Origin of the sequence: Kitasatospora sp. NPDC059327, from assembly GCF_042752535.1 — a bacterium.
In the GTDB taxonomy this organism is placed as follows: domain Bacteria; phylum Actinomycetota; class Actinomycetes; order Streptomycetales; family Streptomycetaceae; genus Kitasatospora.
This window is the reverse complement of record NZ_JBHYYB010000079.1, coordinates 25,311-42,479: the sequence shown is the minus strand read 5'-3', so window position 1 is coordinate 42,479 and position 17,169 is coordinate 25,311. Positions and strand designations below refer to the sequence as shown.

General features: G+C 73.1%; 15 protein-coding genes. 6 read left to right on the top strand and 9 right to left on the bottom strand.

Features of this window, described 5'->3' with window-relative positions; translation table 11 throughout:
- Window positions 1–59: 59 nt before the first annotated feature.
- A complete protein-coding gene (gene miaB / locus ACFXHB_RS33725) occupies window positions 60–1,556 on the bottom strand; it encodes a tRNA (N6-isopentenyl adenosine(37)-C2)-methylthiotransferase MiaB (RefSeq protein WP_380578843.1) in 1,497 nt (498 codons plus the stop codon).
- A 103-nt stretch (window positions 1,557–1,659) separates the two neighbouring features.
- On the opposite strand from miaB, the gene ACFXHB_RS33720 reads away from it, so the two are divergent.
- A complete protein-coding gene (locus tag ACFXHB_RS33720; RefSeq protein ID WP_380578841.1) occupies window positions 1,660–2,679 on the top strand; it encodes a TAXI family TRAP transporter solute-binding subunit in 1,020 nt (339 codons plus the stop codon).
- A 78-nt stretch (window positions 2,680–2,757) separates the two neighbouring features.
- On the opposite strand, the gene ACFXHB_RS33715 is transcribed toward ACFXHB_RS33720, so the two are convergent.
- The gene (locus tag ACFXHB_RS33715) at window positions 2,758–4,194 is read right to left on the bottom strand and encodes a sensor histidine kinase (protein WP_380578839.1); all 1,437 of its coding nucleotides are present in this window, start codon (window positions 4,192–4,194) and stop codon (window positions 2,758–2,760) included.
- 6 nt (window positions 4,195–4,200) lie between these two features.
- On the bottom strand, window positions 4,201–4,998 hold the full coding sequence (locus tag ACFXHB_RS33710; RefSeq protein WP_380578837.1) for a response regulator transcription factor: 798 nt from the start codon (window positions 4,996–4,998) through the stop codon (window positions 4,201–4,203).
- Window positions 4,999–5,383: 385 nt separating this feature from the next.
- Between ACFXHB_RS33710 and ACFXHB_RS33705 the strand changes: the two genes are divergently transcribed.
- From ACFXHB_RS33705 to ACFXHB_RS33685, 5 genes are all read left to right on the top strand, one after another.
- Entirely contained in the window at window positions 5,384–6,157 is a 774-nt protein-coding gene (locus tag ACFXHB_RS33705) for an amino acid ABC transporter ATP-binding protein (protein ID WP_380578835.1), read from the top strand.
- Window positions 6,158–6,294: 137 nt separating this feature from the next.
- Complete coding sequence (locus ACFXHB_RS33700; protein ID WP_380578833.1) at window positions 6,295–7,197, top strand: glutamate ABC transporter substrate-binding protein; 903 nt, start codon at window positions 6,295–6,297, stop codon at window positions 7,195–7,197.
- Window positions 7,198–7,245: 48 nt separating this feature from the next.
- Window positions 7,246–7,896, top strand: a complete 651-nt coding sequence (locus tag ACFXHB_RS33695; RefSeq protein ID WP_380578831.1) for an amino acid ABC transporter permease — start codon at window positions 7,246–7,248, stop codon at window positions 7,894–7,896.
- A 73-nt stretch (window positions 7,897–7,969) separates the two neighbouring features.
- Entirely contained in the window at window positions 7,970–8,821 is an 852-nt protein-coding gene (locus tag ACFXHB_RS33690) for an amino acid ABC transporter permease (RefSeq protein WP_380578829.1), read from the top strand.
- Between the two features lie 146 nt (window positions 8,822–8,967).
- Complete coding sequence (locus tag ACFXHB_RS33685) at window positions 8,968–10,812, top strand: FAD-dependent monooxygenase (RefSeq protein ID WP_380578827.1); 1,845 nt, start codon at window positions 8,968–8,970, stop codon at window positions 10,810–10,812.
- Here the strand turns inward: ACFXHB_RS33685 and rny are convergent.
- The 6 genes from rny to ACFXHB_RS33655 form a co-directional block, all read right to left on the bottom strand.
- On the bottom strand, window positions 10,793–12,244 hold the full coding sequence (gene rny, locus ACFXHB_RS33680) for a ribonuclease Y (protein WP_380578825.1): 1,452 nt from the start codon (window positions 12,242–12,244) through the stop codon (window positions 10,793–10,795). The two genes, ACFXHB_RS33685 and rny, sit on opposite strands and share 20 nt — an antisense overlap.
- A 192-nt stretch (window positions 12,245–12,436) precedes the next feature.
- Entirely contained in the window at window positions 12,437–13,564 is a 1,128-nt protein-coding gene (locus ACFXHB_RS33675) for a regulatory protein RecX (RefSeq protein WP_380578823.1), read from the bottom strand.
- Between the two features lie 7 nt (window positions 13,565–13,571).
- Complete coding sequence (gene recA / locus ACFXHB_RS33670) at window positions 13,572–14,705, bottom strand: recombinase RecA (RefSeq protein WP_380578820.1); 1,134 nt, start codon at window positions 14,703–14,705, stop codon at window positions 13,572–13,574.
- A gap of 201 nt (window positions 14,706–14,906) precedes the next feature.
- Complete coding sequence (locus ACFXHB_RS33665) at window positions 14,907–16,250, bottom strand: AI-2E family transporter (RefSeq protein ID WP_380578818.1); 1,344 nt, start codon at window positions 16,248–16,250, stop codon at window positions 14,907–14,909.
- A 50-nt stretch (window positions 16,251–16,300) separates the two neighbouring features.
- Window positions 16,301–16,495 (bottom strand): DUF3046 domain-containing protein, encoded by a 195-nt coding sequence (locus ACFXHB_RS33660; protein ID WP_380578816.1) that lies wholly within the window; start codon window positions 16,493–16,495, stop codon window positions 16,301–16,303.
- A gap of 5 nt (window positions 16,496–16,500) precedes the next feature.
- A complete protein-coding gene (locus tag ACFXHB_RS33655) occupies window positions 16,501–17,106 on the bottom strand; it encodes a GNAT family N-acetyltransferase (RefSeq protein WP_380578814.1) in 606 nt (201 codons plus the stop codon).
- Between the last annotated feature and the right edge of the window lie 63 nt (window positions 17,107–17,169).

Genomic DNA, 17,169 nt, shown 5'->3' with positions numbered 1-17,169 from the left:
GGGGGGGGGGGGGGGGGGGGGGGGGGGCCCCCCCCCGCCGGCCCGCCGAAGGACGACGGTCAGTCGCCGCAGCAGCCGCCCGCCGCGGGGGCGGCCACCGGCGCCGGCGCGCCCACGGTCGGCAGGCCGAGCATCACGCCGGCCGGCTTCGCGGCCGGGGCGGCCTCGCGCTTCTCCCAGGCGTCGCCGGCCCGGGTGCGGCGCACCGCGAGGGTCGGGCCCTCGGCCAGCAGGTGGTGCGGGGCGGCGTAGGTGATCTCGACGGTCACCATGTCGCCCGGGCGCACCGGCTCGGCGGGCCGGGTGAAGTGCACCAGCCGGTTGTCAGGGGCGCGGCCGGAGAGCCGGTCGGTCCGGTCGTCCTTCTTGCCCTCGCCCTTGGCGACCAGGATCTCCAGGGTGCGTCCGACCTGCTTCTTGTTCTCCTCCCAGGAGATCTCCTCCTGGAGCGCGATCAGCCGGTCGTAGCGGGCCTGCACGACGGCCTTCGGCACCTGGTCCGCCATCTCGGCGGCCGGGGTGCCGGGGCGCTTGGAGTACTGGAAGGTGAAGGCGTTGGTGAAACGGGCCTCGCGCACGGTGTGCATGGTCTGCTCGAAGTCCTCCTCGGTCTCGCCGGGGAAGCCCACGATGATGTCGGTGGAGATGGCCGCGTCGGGCATCGCCTCGCGCACCTTCCGGATGATCCCGAGGAAGCGCTCCTGCCGGTACGAGCGCCGCATCGCCTTGAGCACGGTGTCCGAGCCGGACTGCAGCGGCATGTGCAGCTGGTGCATCACGTTCGGGGTCTCGGCCATCGCGGCGATCACGTCGTCGGTGAAGTCGCGGGGGTGCGGCGAGGTGAACCGGATCCGCTCCAGGCCCTCGATCTGCCCGGCGGCGCGCAGCAGCTTCGAGAAGGCCTCCCGGTCGCCCAGGTCGGAGCCGTAGGCGTTGACGTTCTGGCCCAGCAGGGTGACCTCGATGACGCCCTCGTCGACCAGCGCCTCGATCTCGGCGAGGACGTCACCGGGGCGGCGGTCCTCCTCCTTGCCGCGCAGCGCGGGCACGATGCAGAAGGTGCAGGTGTTGTTGCAGCCGACCGAGATGGCCACCCACGCGGCGTACGCGGACTCGCGGCGGGTGGGCAGCGTGGACGGGAAGGTCTCCAGCGACTCCAGGATCTCGACCTGGGCCTTGCGCTCGACCGCGGCCCGCTCCAGCAGCGCGGGCAGGTGCCCGATGTTGTGGGTCCCGAACACCACGTCGACCCAGGGGGCCTTCCGGACGATGGTGTCGCGGTCCTTCTGCGCCAGGCAGCCGCCGACGGCGATCTGCATGCCCTGGTGGCGGCTCTTCACCGGCGCCAGCTGCCCGAGGTTGCCGTACAACTTGTTGTCGGCGTTCTCGCGCACCGCGCAGGTGTTGAACACGACCAGGTCCGGGTCGCCGTCCTGCCCTGCCTTCACGTACCCGGCGTCCTCCAGCAGCCCGGAAAGCCGCTCGGAGTCGTGGACGTTCATCTGGCAGCCGTACGTGACGACCTTGTAGCTCTTCAATCCGCTCTCACCGCTCACCCGACCAGGGTACGGGCACCCGCGAAAGGCTTTTCCCCGCCGGGTGACCGGTCCGCGGCCGCCGCCCCTCCCGTTCGCCGCCCGCGCCTGGCACTATCCCTGCATGGCCCCCTCCCCCGCTCCCCGCACCGGCACCGCCCTCCGCGCGGCCGCCCGCAGCCCGCTGTGGCGGACGCTGCTGGTCCTGGTGCTGGTGCTGGCCGGGTTCGGCGGCTGGTGGCTCTCGGCGGGCCGCACGTCCGGCTACCCGCGCGGCGAGACCGGCTTCGCGACCGGGGTCCAGCGCGGTGTGTACGACCGGTACGGGCAGCTGCTGCAGGCCCATGTGGCCAAGGCGATGCCGGGAGTGCGCCTGCGACTGGACAACTCGCAGGGCTCGATCGACAACCTGGCCCGGGTCACCAGCGGCCAGGACGACTTCGCGATCGCCACCGCCGACGCCGTCGCCGAGTACTCCGGCCCCGGCAAGGACCGGCTGCGGGCCATCGCCCGGCTCTACGACGACTACCTCCAGCTGATCGTCCCGGCCGGCTCGCCGGTACGCCGGACCGCCGACCTCAAGGGCAAGCGGGTCGGTGTCGGGCAGGCCCTGTCCGGGGTGAACCTGGTGACCAAGCGGCTGCTCTCCTCGGCCGGCCTCGACCCGGACCGCGACATCACGCCGGTCATGCTGGGCGTCGGCGACGCGGCGGACCAGCTGCGGGCCGGCAAGCTGGACGCCTTCTTCTGGTCCGGCGGGCTGCCGACCAACGCGCTGACGGACCTGTCGGACCACATCGCGATCAGGGTCGTGCCGCTCGGCGACCTCGCCGAGGCCGTGCACAAGATCGAGGGCGGCGGCACCGACGCCTACCGGGCCGCCACCATGCCGAAGGGCACCTACCCCAACGCCGAGCCCAAGGACGCCGTCGCCACCGTGGCCGTGCCCAACCTGCTGATCACCCGGGAGGACGTGGACACCGACCTGGTCCAGGGCATGACCCGGGCGGTGATAGACAGCCGCGACCAGATCGGCTCCCAGGTGCACGCCGCCCAGCTGGTGGACCTGCGCACCGCCGTCTACACCGACCCGCTCCCGCTGCACGAGGGTGCGATGCGCTACTACCGCTCGGTGAAGCCCTGACGCCGTGAAGCCCAGAAGCCCTGAAACCCTGGACCCTGAAACCCTGGGGCCGTAGAGCCCTGAGCCGGCCGAACGGCCTCAGTGCCTCTTCCCCGCCCGCGGCACCGCCAGGGTCACCGCGAGCCCGGTCGGCCGCACGGGGGCGAAGGTGAGCGAGCCGCCGGCGGCGAGCAGCAGCGTGCGGGCGATCGAGAGCCCGAGGCCCGAGCCGTCCACGTTCTGGTGCCGCGCACTGCGCCAGAACCGGTCCCCGGCCCGGGCCAGCTCCTCCTCGGTCAGCCCGGGCCCGGCGTCCGAGACGGTCACCGCGACCTCCTCGCGCCGCACCGCGACCAGCAGCCGCACCCGGCTGCCGGCCGGGCCGAACTTCAGCGCGTTGTCGATCACCGCGTCCAGGGCGCTGCCGAAGCCGATCGGGTCGGCCATGCCCAGCGCGAGGGCCGGACCCTCCCAGCCGAGCTCGATCCCGCGCTGGCGGGCCACCTGCCGCCAGGCGTCCGCCCGGCCCAGGGTGAGCGCGGCGAGGTCGGTCGGCTCCGGTTCGGGGCGGGCGTGCTCGGCGGTGGCCAGCCCCAGCAGGTCGTCCAGCACCCGGGCCAGCCGGACGCCCTCCTCCCGGACCGCGCCGAGCTCCTCGTCGTGCCCCTCGGGCAGTTCCAGGCCCAGCAGCTCGACCCGCAGCAGCAGCGCCGCCAACGGGTTGCGCAGCTGGTGCGAGGCGTCCGCGACGAAGGCCTTCTGCTGGTCCAGGGCGAGCACGACGTGGTCGGCCATGTCGTTGAACGAACGGGCCAGGCGCTGCAGCTCGGGCGGCCCGCCGCCGGGGGCCACCCGGGCGTTCATCCGCCCGGTGGCGATGTCGTGGGTGGCCCGGTCCAGGGTCCGGACGGGGCGCAGCACCCACTCGGTGAGCCGGACGGCCAGCAGCACCGCGACGATCATCGCGGCGGCCTCGCCGGCCCCGATCACCAGCCAGCGGTGCAGGACCCGGGTGCGCATCCCACCGGTCGGGGACTCGCTGAGCACCACCGCGACCACGTCGCCGTCGCGGACCACCGGGGTCGCGACGGTCAGGGTCCGGTCGGCGGTCCACGGCCAGACCTGCGGCGGGTTGTGGCTGCGCCGTCCGTCCAGCGCCTCCTGGAAGGCCTGCTCGCCCCAGCCTCCGACGGGTACCCGCCAGTTCTCGGGGGCGGTGGCGATCGGCAGGCCGTCGCGCTGGAAGATGCCCAGCCGCACGCCGTAGAGGTCGTGGTAGCGCGCCACCTCGGCGTCCAGCGCGTGCCGGCGGCTGAGGTCGCCGGGGGCGGGCTGCGGATCGCCCTTGACGGCCGACTCCATCCCGGAGACGCCGGCGGTGGGCAGGTCCTGGGCGAACCGGGCCGCGTCGTCGAGCCGGTCGACCACCACCCGGCTCTGCTCGGCGGCCGCGACCGCCGCGGCCAGCGGCAGCCCGAGGGCGGCCAGTACGCAGAGCATCAGGGCGAGCAGAATGCCGAGCAGGCGGGTACGCACGTGCGGTCAGTGCTCCGCGCGGGCCTGGGGAGCCTCCGCGGCGGCCGGAGCGACGGCCGGGGCCGCGACCGGTGCGGCAGCGGGATCGGCGGCCGGGCACTCGGGGATCAGCCGGTAGCCGACCCCCCGGACGGCCTCGACCAGTCCGGGCAGGGCGAGCTTGGTGCGCAGCGAGCCGATGTGTACCTCCAGGGTGCGGCCGTTGCCCTCCCAGCCGCTGCGCCAGACCTCGCTGAAGATCTGCTCGCGGCGGTAGACCACACCGGGGCTCTGCGCGAGCAGCGCCAGCAGGTCGAACTCCTTGCGGGTGAGCGGGACGTCCCGGCCGTCCACGCTGACCCGGCGGCGCTCGCGGTCGATCCGGATGCCGCGGGAGTCCAGCGGCCCGCGCTGCTGCGGCACGACGTCGGGCGCGGGGGCCGCGACGGCGGCGGGCGCCGCGCCGCGCCGGGCCACGGCGTGGATCCGGGCGAGCAGCTCACCCATGTCGTAGGGCTTGGTGACGTAGTCGTCGGCGCCGAGGTTGAGGCCGTGGATCCGGGAACGGATGTCGGCGCGCGCGGTCACCATGATCACGGGCACGCCGCTGCCGGCCCGGATGCGGCTGCAGACCTCGAAGCCGTCGCGGTCGGGCAGGCCGAGGTCGAGCAGGACCACCCGGTACGGGTCGTTGCCGTCCGGCACCAGCGCGTCGAGCGCCTCGTGCCCGCTGCGGGCGTGCCGGACCTGGAAGCCGTGCCGGCCCAGGACCGCGACCAGTGCGGCGGCCACACGTTCGTCGTCCTCGACGAGCAGCAGTCGCATCGTTCCTCCTCCCCCCGACGTTCCCCGGGGTGTCGCGTGATGTTCACGGGCCCCACCGGGCAGGTCCCGGTCCTGCGCAGTATGGGCCAGCGGAGCGCCGGACGCCAGGGTCGGCCACGCCGCGGGACCTCCGGGGACGGCGCGCGGCGGTCCGGGTGCCCGCTGTCACGGTGCCCCTGATTTCCCGGTGTGAACGGCGCTTGCGCCGCGTGTGGCCGGATCGTGATCCTCAAGTTCCGCTCAGATCGGCTGACGTGACATCGCCATGGCTCCTATGGTCACCCCACCGGGGGCCGAGGCTCCGCCGGCCGAGGCCCCCGGTTCCTACCATCACTGCCGCCCAAGGGAGTTCGACTCCCCCGGGCCGACACGAGGAGCAGGCGCGATGACCGAGAGCCTGATCAAGGACTCCAGCGCCGCGACCGCTCCGCTGGTGGCACTGCGCGGAGTGAACAAGCACTTCGGCGCACTGCACGTCCTCCAGGACATCGATCTGGAGATCGCCCAGGGCGAGGTGGTGGTGCTGATCGGCCCCTCCGGCTCGGGCAAGTCCACGCTCTGCCGGACGATCAACCGGCTGGAGACCATCGACTCCGGCACCATCACCATCGACGGCCGGCCGCTGCCCGCCGAGGGCCGCGAGCTGGCCCGGCTCCGCGCCGAGGTCGGCATGGTGTTCCAGAGCTTCAACCTCTTCGCGCACAAGACCGTGCTGGAGAACGTGGTGCTCGGCCAGGTCAAGGTGCGCGGGACCGCCCGCGAGCAGGCGGTGCGGACCGCCCGGGAACTACTGGACCGGGTGGGCGTCGGCGCACAGGCGGCGAAGTTCCCGGCCCAGCTCTCCGGCGGCCAGCAGCAGCGCGTCGCGATCGCCCGGGCACTGGCGATGAACCCGAAGGTGATGCTCTTCGACGAGCCCACCTCGGCGCTCGACCCGGAGATGATCAACGAGGTGCTGGAGGTCATGCGCCAACTGGCCGCCGACGGCATGACGATGGTCGTCGTCACCCACGAGATGGGCTTCGCCCGCTCCGCCGCCAACCGCGTGCTGTTCATGGCGGACGGCCGGATCGTCGAGCAGAACACCCCCGAGGCCTTCTTCACCGCGCCGCGCAGCGACCGCGCGAAGGACTTCCTCTCGAAGATCCTGCACCACTGACCGTCCCCCTCCCCGACCTTCCCGGGCGGACCACCGGTCGGCGACGGCGACACCGCCGCCGATCCCGTCCGCCCGGCCACCTTCCTGCCGCCAGAGCCCGGTTGAACCGTGGCCCAGCCCCGAGGAGAAGCACCCTCATGAGGACTCGTCGCACCTTCGCCGTCGCGCTCTGTGCCATCGCGCTCACCGCCACCGCCTGTGGCAAGGACGGCACGCCCGGCGCCGACACCGCCGCCAGCGGCAGCACCGCCCCCAAGCTCCCCACCTACACCGTCAAGACCGACGCCAAGGTGGACTCGGCGATCTTCACCGAGGCCAAGAAGCGCGGTCAGCTGATCATCGGCGCCAAGTCCGACCAGCCGTTCCTCGGCTTCGAGGACCTCGCCAGCGGCGACCGCAGCGGCTTCGACATCGAGATTGCCAAGATGATCGCCGCGGACCTCGGCTTCACCCCGCAGCAGATCAAGTGGCAGACCCTGGTCTCCTCGCAGCGCGAGCCCGCGATCTCCAAGGGTCAGATCGACTTCTACGTCGGCACGTACAGCATCAACGACGAGCGCAAGAAGACGGTCTCCTTCGCCGGCCCGTACTTCATCGCCGGCCAGGACTTCCTGGTCAAGAAGGACAACACCTCGATCACCGGCCCGGAGTCGGTGAACGGCAAGAACGTCTGCACCGCCACCGGCTCCACCTCGATCAAGAACATCCAGCAGTACTCGCCGAAGATCACCCAGTTCGACACCTACTCGGCCTGCGTCGAGAAGCTGATGTCGGGCGAGGTCGACGCCGTCACCACCGACGACGCGATCCTCAAGGGCTACGCCTCCAAGTACGCGGGCAAGCTCACGGTGGTCGGCAAGCCGTTCACCAAGGAGAACTACGGCGTCGGGCTGAACAAGGACGACGCCGCGCTGCGCGGCGCCATCAGCGACGCCCTCAAGGCCCACCAGGACAACGGCGACTGGAAGAAGGCGTACGACGCCACCCTCGGCCTCTCCGGCGCCCCGGCCCCGCAGCCGCCGGCCCTGGAGCGGTACTGATCTCCCGACCGAACCGCTGCTGACCAATTCTGAGAGGAGGGCCGCCGGATGGGTTTCCTGTTCGAGGACGGCAACTTCGCGCTGTTCCGCGACGGCTTCCTGCAGACGATCGAGCTGAGCGCGCTCAGCGCACTGCTCGCCCTGCTGCTGGGCACCCTGCTGGCGGCCTTCCGGGTCTCCCCCATACCGGCGCTGCGCGGCTTCGGCACCGGCTGGGTCACGATCTTCCGCAACACCCCGCTGACCGTGCTGTTCTTCGCCGTGACGTTCGGGCTCCCGCCGCTCGGCGTGCACTTCAGCCACCTCACCTTCGCGGTGCTGGCGCTCGGCAGCTACACGGCGTCGTTCGTCTGCGAGGTGCTGCGCTCGGGCATCAACACCGTGCCGCTCGGTCAGGCCGAGGCCGCCCGCAGCCTCGGCCTGACCTTCGGTCAGACCCTCACCACGATCGTCCTGCCGCAGGCGGCCAGGACGGTGCTGGCACCGATGAGCAGCGTCTTCATCGCCCTGCCGAGGAACTCGGCGATCGCCGGCGCGTTCAGCGTCAGCGAGCTGTACAGCGTCCAGCAGGGGTTCTCCGAGGACGGCTACTCGATCTTCGCGATCTTCTTCTGGGTGGCGTGCGCCTATCTGGTGATCAGCGCCGCCGTCGCCCTGCTGTTCCGCTTCCTGGAAGACCGACTGGCGGTGGCCCGATGAGAGAGCGAAGCGAACGAATCATGGACAGCCGCGCGCTGGCACAGGCCACCGCCGAGCGAAGCGAGGCGGGCGCATGAACTCCCTCTTCACCCGCTCCGCCACGGCCAGCGTCCTCTACGACGCCCCCGGCCCGCGCGCCCGCGCACGCTACCGCCTGTTCGGGGTGCTGTCGCTGCTCGCGATCGCCGGACTGCTCTGGTACGCGATCGCCAGTCTGGCCTCCAACGGCCAGTTCGACGCCGAGCTGTGGGATGCCTTCCAGTACACCAACATCCAGCAGCGGATCGTCGACGGCCTGCTGGCCACCCTGGAGGCCTTCGGGCTGGCCGCGGTCTTCTCGCTGGGCCTCGGCGCGCTGCTGGCGGCCGGGCAGCTCTCCGACCACAAGCCGGTGCGCTGGGCGGCCGTCTCCTTCGTCCAGTTCTTCCGGGCGATGCCGCTGCTCATCCTGATCGTCGCCCTCTACTACGCCTTCTTCGCCAAGCAACCGATGTGGGCCCTGGTGCTGGGGCTCTCCCTCTACAACGGGTCCGTCCAGGCGGAGATCATCCGCAGCGGCGTCAACGCGGTGCCGCGCGGACAGGGTGAGGCCGCGTTCGCGCTCGGCCTGCGCAAGACCCAGGTGATGACCACCATCCTGGTGCCGCAGGCGGTCCGCTCGATGCTGCCCTCGATGATCGGCCAGCTGGTCGTCACCCTCAAGGACACCTCGCTGGGCTTCATCATCACCTACCATGAGCTGCTGTTCGTCGGTAAGGCGATCGCCAGTCAGCCGATCAACGCCGCGGGCTTCCCCTACATCCCCGTGGTGCTGGTGATCGGGCCCATCTACATCGTGATGTGCCTGCTGCTCACCGCGCTCGCCCGGTGGATCGAGGCACGCGGCCGCCGCGGCGCGAACCGGCGCACATCGGCTGCTGCTTGACGGACACGCAGGCGAACTGTTGCATTGCTCTTCGTGACACCATCCGGGACCATCCTCGCGGCATATGACGCCCCCTCGTCGGCCTGCCCGGCCCCGGAGGTCCGCGGCTCCACCCGGCCGACCGGCCACGGCCCGGAGGGCCCGGCATGGACCCGGTGATCGTGGTCGGGGCCGGACCGGTCGGTCTGGCCCTGGCCCTCGCGCTCGCCCGGCACGAGGTGCCGACCGTCGTCCTGGACGAGGGCTCCGGGCTCTGCCCCGAGGGCCCGCGCAGCGTCGTCCTCGGCGCCGACACCGCCGCCTTCCTGACCCGGATCGGCTACCCGCGGGCCGTCTCGGACGCCGCCCGGTGGGAGGCCTTCACCATCTGGCGCCGCCGCCAGGAGGTGCTGCGGATCGACCTGGCCGACGCCCCCGTCCTCCACCTGCCCCAGCACCGCCTCCAGCGCGGCCTGCGCGACGCCCTGACCGGGACCCCGCTGGTGCGGCTCGTCCCGCTGAGCCGCGTCACCGAACTCACCCAGGACCGCGACGGCGTCAGCGTCCGCACCCGCAACCCGCAGAACGGCACCGAGACCTGGTGGCGCGGCAGCCACCTGGTCGGCTGCGACGGCGCCCGCTCCGCCGTCCGGAAGCTGCTGAAGATCCGCTTCCCCGGGCGGCCGGCCGTCGACCGCAACGCCATCGCCACCGTCCGGGTCGACCTCCCCTTCACCGAGGCCCGGCTGCACCGCGAGCCGCCGTGGCGCGGCGACCGCGAGGCCTCCGCCCGCCCGCTGCCGGACGGCGTCTGGCGCCTCGACTGGCGGCTGCCCCCCGGCCGGCCGGCCCCCACCGAACCGGTCGACCCGCACGCCACCTGGCCCGGCATCGTCACCGGCGACACCCTGCTCACCCGGGTCACCTCGACCCTCACCGGCTGGTGCGGCGAACTCCCCCGGTACGAGCTGCTCGCCGCCGCCGACCACACCGCCCAGCAGCGCCTCGCCGCCCGCTTCCGCAGCGGCCGCTGCTTCCTCGCCGGCGACGCCGCCCACCTGCACGGCGCCCTCGGCATGCAGAACCTCGCCGACGGTCTGCGGGACGCCGACAACCTCGCCTGGCGGCTCGCCCTCGCCTGGCACCTGCACACCGGCGGCCCCCAGCCCGGTGGCTCGCTGCTCGACGGGTACGAGGCCGAGCGGCGCGGCGCGGTCGGCGCCCGGCTGCGCGCCGTCGACCAGGCCATGCCGCTGCTGCGCCCGCTGCGCGGGTGGCAGGCCACCCGGCGCTCCCTGCTCTCCGGTTCGTTCCGCAAGCACGCGCCGCTGCTCTCCGACGGCCAGCTCGGCACCGGCCGCTTCGGCGGGGCTCCCGCCTATCCGGCGGCCCCCAGCGGTGTCCCCGGCCGGGTCCCGGCGCAGCGCGGCCAGCGCGGCACCACCTCGCTCAGCGAACTGCTGCCCGCGACCGCGCCCGGCGTACTCGTCCCGGACCTCGCGGTCCTCACCACCGACGGCACCCCCGACCGGTTGCGCGCCCGGCTCGGCGCCGGCTTCCTGCTGGTGCTGGTCGCCCCCGGTACCGCCGTCTGGTCCGCCGAACACTGGCTCGGCGCCGGACTGATGCCCCGGCTGGCCGAGGTCGCCGCCGCGCTGCCGGTACCGGCCGAGGTCCTGGTCACCGAGGAGTACCCGGGGGCCGGGCCGCACACCGTGCTGCTGATCCGGCCGGACGGCCACCTGGTCGGCGTCACCCAGGGTGCCGCGGCCGAGGACCTCCAGGCGCTGGCCGACCGCGCCCGGGGCGGGCCGCCACCGCTGACCGGCACCGCCGAGCCCGACCCGGAACCCGGTCGTCCCGGCCCCGACCCCGGCCCTGGGGCCGACCCCGGGGCCGACGCCGGCACCGCTCGCGGCGCGGCCACCCGGCCGGCCGCCGGGAGCGCGCCCAGGCCGGTCTCCGGCACGGCCGCGCACCCGGCTGACTCGCCTAGCGGGCCACCTCGGTGACCCGGCTCTCCCGCACCACCGTGACCCGGATCTGACCCGGATAGGTCAGCTCCTCCGCCACCTGCTTGGCGACCTCGCGGGCGATCACCTGCGCCCCGAGGTCGTCCACCACCTCCGGCCGCACCATCACCCGCACCTCCCGGCCGGCCTGCATCGCGTACACCTTGGCCACCCCGTCGTGCGCCCGGGCGATCTCCTCCAGCCGCTCCAGCCGGCGGACGTAGACCTCCAACGACTCCTTGCGCGCCCCCGGCCGGCCGCCCGAACAGGCGTCGGCCGCCTGGGTCAGCACCGCCTCGACCGTCCTCGGCTCCACCTCGCCGTGGTGCGCCGCGATCGCGTGCACGACCTCGGCCGACTCGCCGTGACGGCGGGCGAAGTCCGCCCCGATCGCCGCGTGACTCCCCTCGACCTCGTGCGTCATCGCCTTGCCGATGTCGTGCAGCAGGGCCGAACGGCGCACCGGCTCCGGGTCCACCCCGAGCTCGGCGGCCATCATCCCGGCCAGATGGGCCGACTCCACCAGGTGTCCGAGCACGTTCTGCCCGTACGAGGCCCGGTAGCGCAAGGTGCCCAGGGTGCGCACCAGCTCCGGATGCATCCCGCCGACCCTGGCCGACAGCAGCGCGTCCTCACCCGCCCGGACGCAGCGCCGCTCGACCTCCGCCCGGCTGCGCTCGTGAACGTCCTCGATCCGCACCGGATGGATCCGGCCGTCCTCGACCAGGTGCTCCAGCGTGAGCCGGGCGGTCTCCCGGCGGACCGGATCGAAGCAGGACAGCTGGACCGAGGCCGGCGTGTCGTCGATGATCAGATTGACGCCGGTGACCGCCTCGAAGGTCCGGATGTTGCGGCCCTCCCGGCCGATGATCCGCCCCTTCATCTCCTCGTTCGGCAGCCGGAACACCGACACCGCCGTCTCGGCCGTCTGCTCGCTCGCCAGTCGCTGGATCGCCCCGGAGACGATCTCCCGGGCCCGCTGTTCGCCCTCCTCCCGGGCCGCCCGCTCGATCTCCCGGACGACCACGGCCGACTCCCGCCGTGCCTCGGCCTCGGCCTCCCGGACGAGTTGGGCCCGGGCCTCGGAGGCCGAGAGCCCCGCGGCCCGCTCCAGCTCCGCCGCCCGGCGCCGCACCAGCTCGTCCACCTCGACCCGGGACCGCGCCAACGCGGTCGACCGGTCGTCGAGTTCCCCCTCGCGGGCCCGGAGTCGGCGCAGCTCCTCGGTCAACCGTTCCTCACGCCGGTCGAGTTCGGCCCGCACCCGGGCGGACTGCTCCTCGGCCCGGCGCCGGGCCCGCTCGGTCTCGGCGGCGGCCCGCCGCTGTGCCCGCCGCAGTCGTCCGACCGTCAGCCAGGCCGCCGCCACCACGACCAACACCACCACCGACAGCAGGGGGACGACCGGTCCGGCGCTCAGCGCGATCCTCATCCTGCCCACTCCCCGTCCTGCGCGGCACGCGGCGCGCGGCCCGGGACCAACCGCGACCGGGCCCGGGCATGCCTGCCCGAGGCGGGCCGGGGAGTGATCGACGCGCTCCCGCACTGAGTGCGAGGCTAAGCGCAGGTTACGAAACGGTCAAGACTGGCCAGGCAGTTGGCCAACACCCACACCGGAGGGCCGTCATTCCCACCCGGAAGCGGATCCTCCGTCCACGTCCTCTCCATCCGGACCGTCGTCGGCCGCTTCCGCGTCCAAGGCCTCCCGGACCACCCGGAAGGCCAGCCCCTCGGAGTAGCCGCGCCGGGCCAGCACCCCGACCAACCGGCGCGTCCGGGCCTGCCGGTCCACCCCCCTGGTCGCCCGCAGCTTGCGCTCGACCAGGGCCCGGGCCGCCTCCGACTCGTCGTCGTGGTCCAGCTGCGCGACGGCCTGCTCGACCAGCTCGCCGGCCACTCCCTTGGTCCGCAACTCCTGGGCCAGCGCCCGCCGGGAGAGGCCGCGCACGGCGTGCCGGGATTCCACCCAGGCCAGGGCGAAGGCCGCGTCGTCGATCAGCCCGACCTCCTCCAGGCGGGTCAGCACCTCGTCGGCGACCTCGTCGGGAATCTCCCGTTTGCGCAGCGCGTCGGCCAGTTGCTTGCGGGTCTTGGCGGCCCCGGTGAGCAGGCGCAGACAGATGTCCCGCGCCCGGGCCTCCGGATCGAGCGACTCCTCGGCCTTCACCGCGCGGGCGCCCGTACGCCCTTCGCCCCCGGCGCGCTCCCGGGCGCGCGTGCGGGTCTGCCGGGCGCCCGCGCCCCGGCCGGCGCGCGGCTCGGTGCGCCGGTCGTCCGCGCCCGGGTCGGTGAAGGAGCTGGGGGCGGCCGCACCCCCGTGACCGGCCGCCCCTCCCCCGGCCCGGTCGCCGGAGGTCGCCTCTTCCACCAGCGCCGAACGCCGTCGGCGCCGCCCTGTGGGCAGCTCGGAGGCCGGCACCAGCTCGACCGCGCCGTCACCCAGGGGATCCCGGCCGCCCGCGCCGCCGGACCGACCCCGCGCCCTGCCCGGCTTCGGGCCCGGCTCGCGCACCGGATCCGGCACCGCGTCCAGGTCGGACGCCGACACCGGCTCCGCCACCGCGGCGAACCAGTCCGGCGGGCCGTAGTCCTCATCCTCGGGCTCCGGCTCCGCCACCGCGGCGAACCAGTCCGGCGGGCCGTAGTCCTCATCCTCGGGCTCCGGCTCCGCCGCCGCGAACCAGTCCGGCGGGCCGTAGTCGTCGTCATCCGGGCCCGTCGGGCCGCCGCCCACCACGCTGTTGTGCCGCATCAACGGTTCAGGCCTTGGCGGCCGCCGCCGTCTTCTTCGCCGCGGCCGCCTTGGTGGCGGTCGCGGTGATCGGCTTGACCCCGCCCTCCGGCACGGCAGCGGCAGCGGCGGCGGCCGGCGCCTCGCCCTCGGCCTGCTCCGCCGACTTCGGGCCGATGCCGAGCTTGGTCTTGATCTTCACCTCGATCTCGTCGGCGAGCTGCGGGTTGTCCCGCAGGAAGTTACGGGCGTTCTCCTTGCCCTGGCCGAGCTGGTCGCCCTCGTAGGTGTACCAGGCACCCGACTTGCGGATGAACCCGTGCTCGACGCCCATGTCGATCAGGCCGCCCTCGCGGCTGATGCCCACGCCGTAGAGGATGTCGAACTCGGCCTGCTTGAACGGCGCGGCCACCTTGTTCTTGACGACCTTCACACGGGTGCGGTTACCGACCGCCTCGGTGCCGTCCTTCAGGGTCTCGATCCGGCGGATGTCGAGTCGGACGGAGGCGTAGAACTTCAGCGCGCGGCCACCGGTCGTGGTCTCCGGCGAGCCGAACATCACGCCGATCTTCTCGCGGAGCTGGTTGATGAACACCGCGGTGGTGTTCGACTGGTTCAGCGCACCGGCGATCTTGCGCAGCGCCTGGCTCATCAGGCGGGCCTGCAGACCGACGTGCGAGTCACCCATCTCACCCTCGATCTCCGCACGCGGGACGAGCGCCGCGACGGAGTCGATGATCACCAGGTCGATCGCGCCGGAGCGGATCAGCATGTCGGTGATCTCCAGGGCCTGCTCACCCGTGTCCGGCTGGCTGACCAGCAGGGCGTCGGTGTCCACCCCGAGCTTCTTCGCGTATTCGGGGTCGAGCGCGTGCTCCGCGTCGACGAACGCGACCGTGCCGCCGGCCCGCTGGGCGTTGGCCGCCAGGTGCAGGGTCAGCGTGGTCTTTCCGGACGACTCGGGGCCGTAGATCTCGACCACGCGGCCGCGCGGGATACCGCCGACCCCGAGGGCGACGTCCAGGGCGGTGGACCCGGTGGAGATCACCTCGATCGGCTCGTTGGCCTTCTCGCCGAGGCGCATCACCGAGCCCTTGCCGAACTGCCGCTCGATCTGGGCGAGTGCGGTCTCAAGAGCCTTCTCGCGGTCCGTACCTGCCATGGCTTCCACCCTCGGGTTCTGTGCTGTGCGCTTCATCGTTCTCGACGCTAGCGCGTCCCACCGACAATCGGCCCCGACCGGGCTCGGCCTGTGGAAAACTCTTCGCCGGAGAGTACAAAGAACATCTGTTCGATTCAAGCCCCGGACGTTCGCACCACCCGACCGACGCCGTTCGACCGGCCCGGCGACGACCGTCCCGGGCTACCGCTCGCCGCCCCCGCCCCGCCCCCGGTCCCGCCCCCGGTCCGCGCCGCCGCCCTGGCCGGACCCCGCGCCGACCATCCGCCGCAGCCGGCGCGCCGCCTCCCGGCGCAGCTCCCGCCGGGCCCGCCGCTGGGCGCCCCGGTCGATCCGCGGGTCGGTGGCCACCTCGTACCGGCGCACGTAGGTGCCGACGAAGCCCTGCAGGGTGGCGGCCGCCGGGATCGCGATCAGCGCACCGACCGCACCGAGCAGCGCCGCGCCCGCGATCACCGAGCCGAAGGCCACCGCCGGGTGCACGTCCACCGTCCTCGCGGTGATCCGCGGGTGCAGCAGGTAGTTCTCGATCTGCTGGTAGACGACCACGAAGACCAGGACCCACACCGCGTCCACCGGCTCCACGGTGAGCGCGACCAGCACCGGCAGCGCGCCGGCCAGATACGTCCCGATGGTGGGCACGAACTGCGACATGACGCCGACCCAGACGGCCAGCGCCGCCGCGTACGGCAGGTCCAGCAGCGCGAACATCACCCAGTGCGCGAGCGCGGAGGCGACGGCGAGCAGCGCCCGGGAGTACAGGTAGCCGCCGGTCTTGGCCAGCGCGATCTCCCAGGCCCGCAGCACCTCGCCCTGCTTGGCGGGCGGCAGCAGCGAGCAGACGGTGCGCCGCACCCGGGGACCGTCCGCGGTGAAGTAGAAGGTGAACAGACCGACCGTGAAGGCCTGGAAGAGGCCGCCGATCAGGGTCGAGGAGACTCCCCAGACATTGTCGGCCGCCTGCTGGGCGTAGGTCTCGATCGCCCCGGAGTCCTTGAGCAGCTTCTTCTGGAGCTCGTCCAGCGAGAGGTCCTGGTGGAAGGTCCGGTTGATCCAGTTGATCAGGTTGTCGAGCAGGTGCGGCAGGTCCCCCGCGATCTTCGCCACCTGGTCGACCAGCAGGGTGCCGAGCGCGGCGAGGAATCCGGCCACCGCGACCGCCACCGCTACGAAGACCAGGAAGGTGCCGACACCCCGGCGCACCCCGCGCGCCGCCATCCGGTCGACGGCCGGCTCCAGCGCGAGCGAGAGGAAGAAGGAGACCAGCAGCATCACGAAGAGGTCGATGAGCTGGTGGAAGGCCCAGTCGGCGAGCTGGAACAGCCCGACCATGACCAGCGCCAGCACCATGGCCCGGGGCAGCCAGCGCGGCATGCCGGCCCCCCAGGGCCCCTCGGCCGAGGCCGGGGCGGCCTCGGCGGCGGGAGCCCGGTCGGATGCCTTCCGGTGTTCGGGCCGCGAGCCCGCGGCCTCGTCGGCGGCCTGCGCCGACCTGTCCGAATTCTGCGGTTCTGCGCTGCTTGTCACTCGGACAGTCTGTCCCATGCCCGACGCCCCCCTGAGCACCGGGCACGGCTTCAGCGCAGCAGCGCGGACACGCCCTGGCTCTCGCAGACCACCCGCCAGACGTCCTTGGCCTCCCAGCCCGCGTCCAGTGCCTGCCGCACCGTCCGCCCGCCCAGCTCGCTCATCACGTGATCGGTCGCGAACGACTCCGCGTACGCCTCTCCGAAGTGCGCGTGCATCCGTCGCCAGAACTCGGTCAGCCTCATGCCCTTCAGTATCCCGGACCGGCCCCGACGGGGCTCCGGGGCTCCCGGCCGCCCGCCTCCGGCGCGTACCCGGCGGCCTCCAGGGCGTACTCGACCTCCCCGGACTCGGTGCCGGGGATCGGCTCCGGGTAGTCCTCGTGGAAGGTCCGGACATAGCGGAGGCCGGCCTTCTCCATCACCCGCCGCGAGCCGGCGTTGACCGCCATCGTGTACGCCACCACGCGGCGCACACCGAGCTCGGTGAAGCCCCGGTGGATCAGTGCCCGCGCGCCCTCGGTGGCGTAGCCGTGCCCCCAGGCCGGCCGGCGCAGCCGGTAGCCGAGCTCGACCTCGCCGCCGTCCGGCCGGTCCGTCGGGCGGAACTCGAACCAGCCCAGGAAGTCACCGCCGGCCCGGTCCTCGGCGGCCCACCAGCCGAGCTCGCGGTACCGCTCGTAGTGGTCGAAGTAGAGCGGCAGCAGTTCGCGCTCGACCACCTCGCGCGGGGTGGCCCGGCCGCCGGTGAGGTAGCGCGTCACCTCGGGATCGGCGTCCAGCTCCACCAGCAGGTCCACATCGGCGGCGGTGAAACGGCGCAGGACGAGTCGCTCGGTGGTGAGGTGGACGGTCATCCTCCGATCCTGGCCGACCGCACGCCGCCCGTCACCCGGTTTTCCGCCGATCCGGCGGTGCCC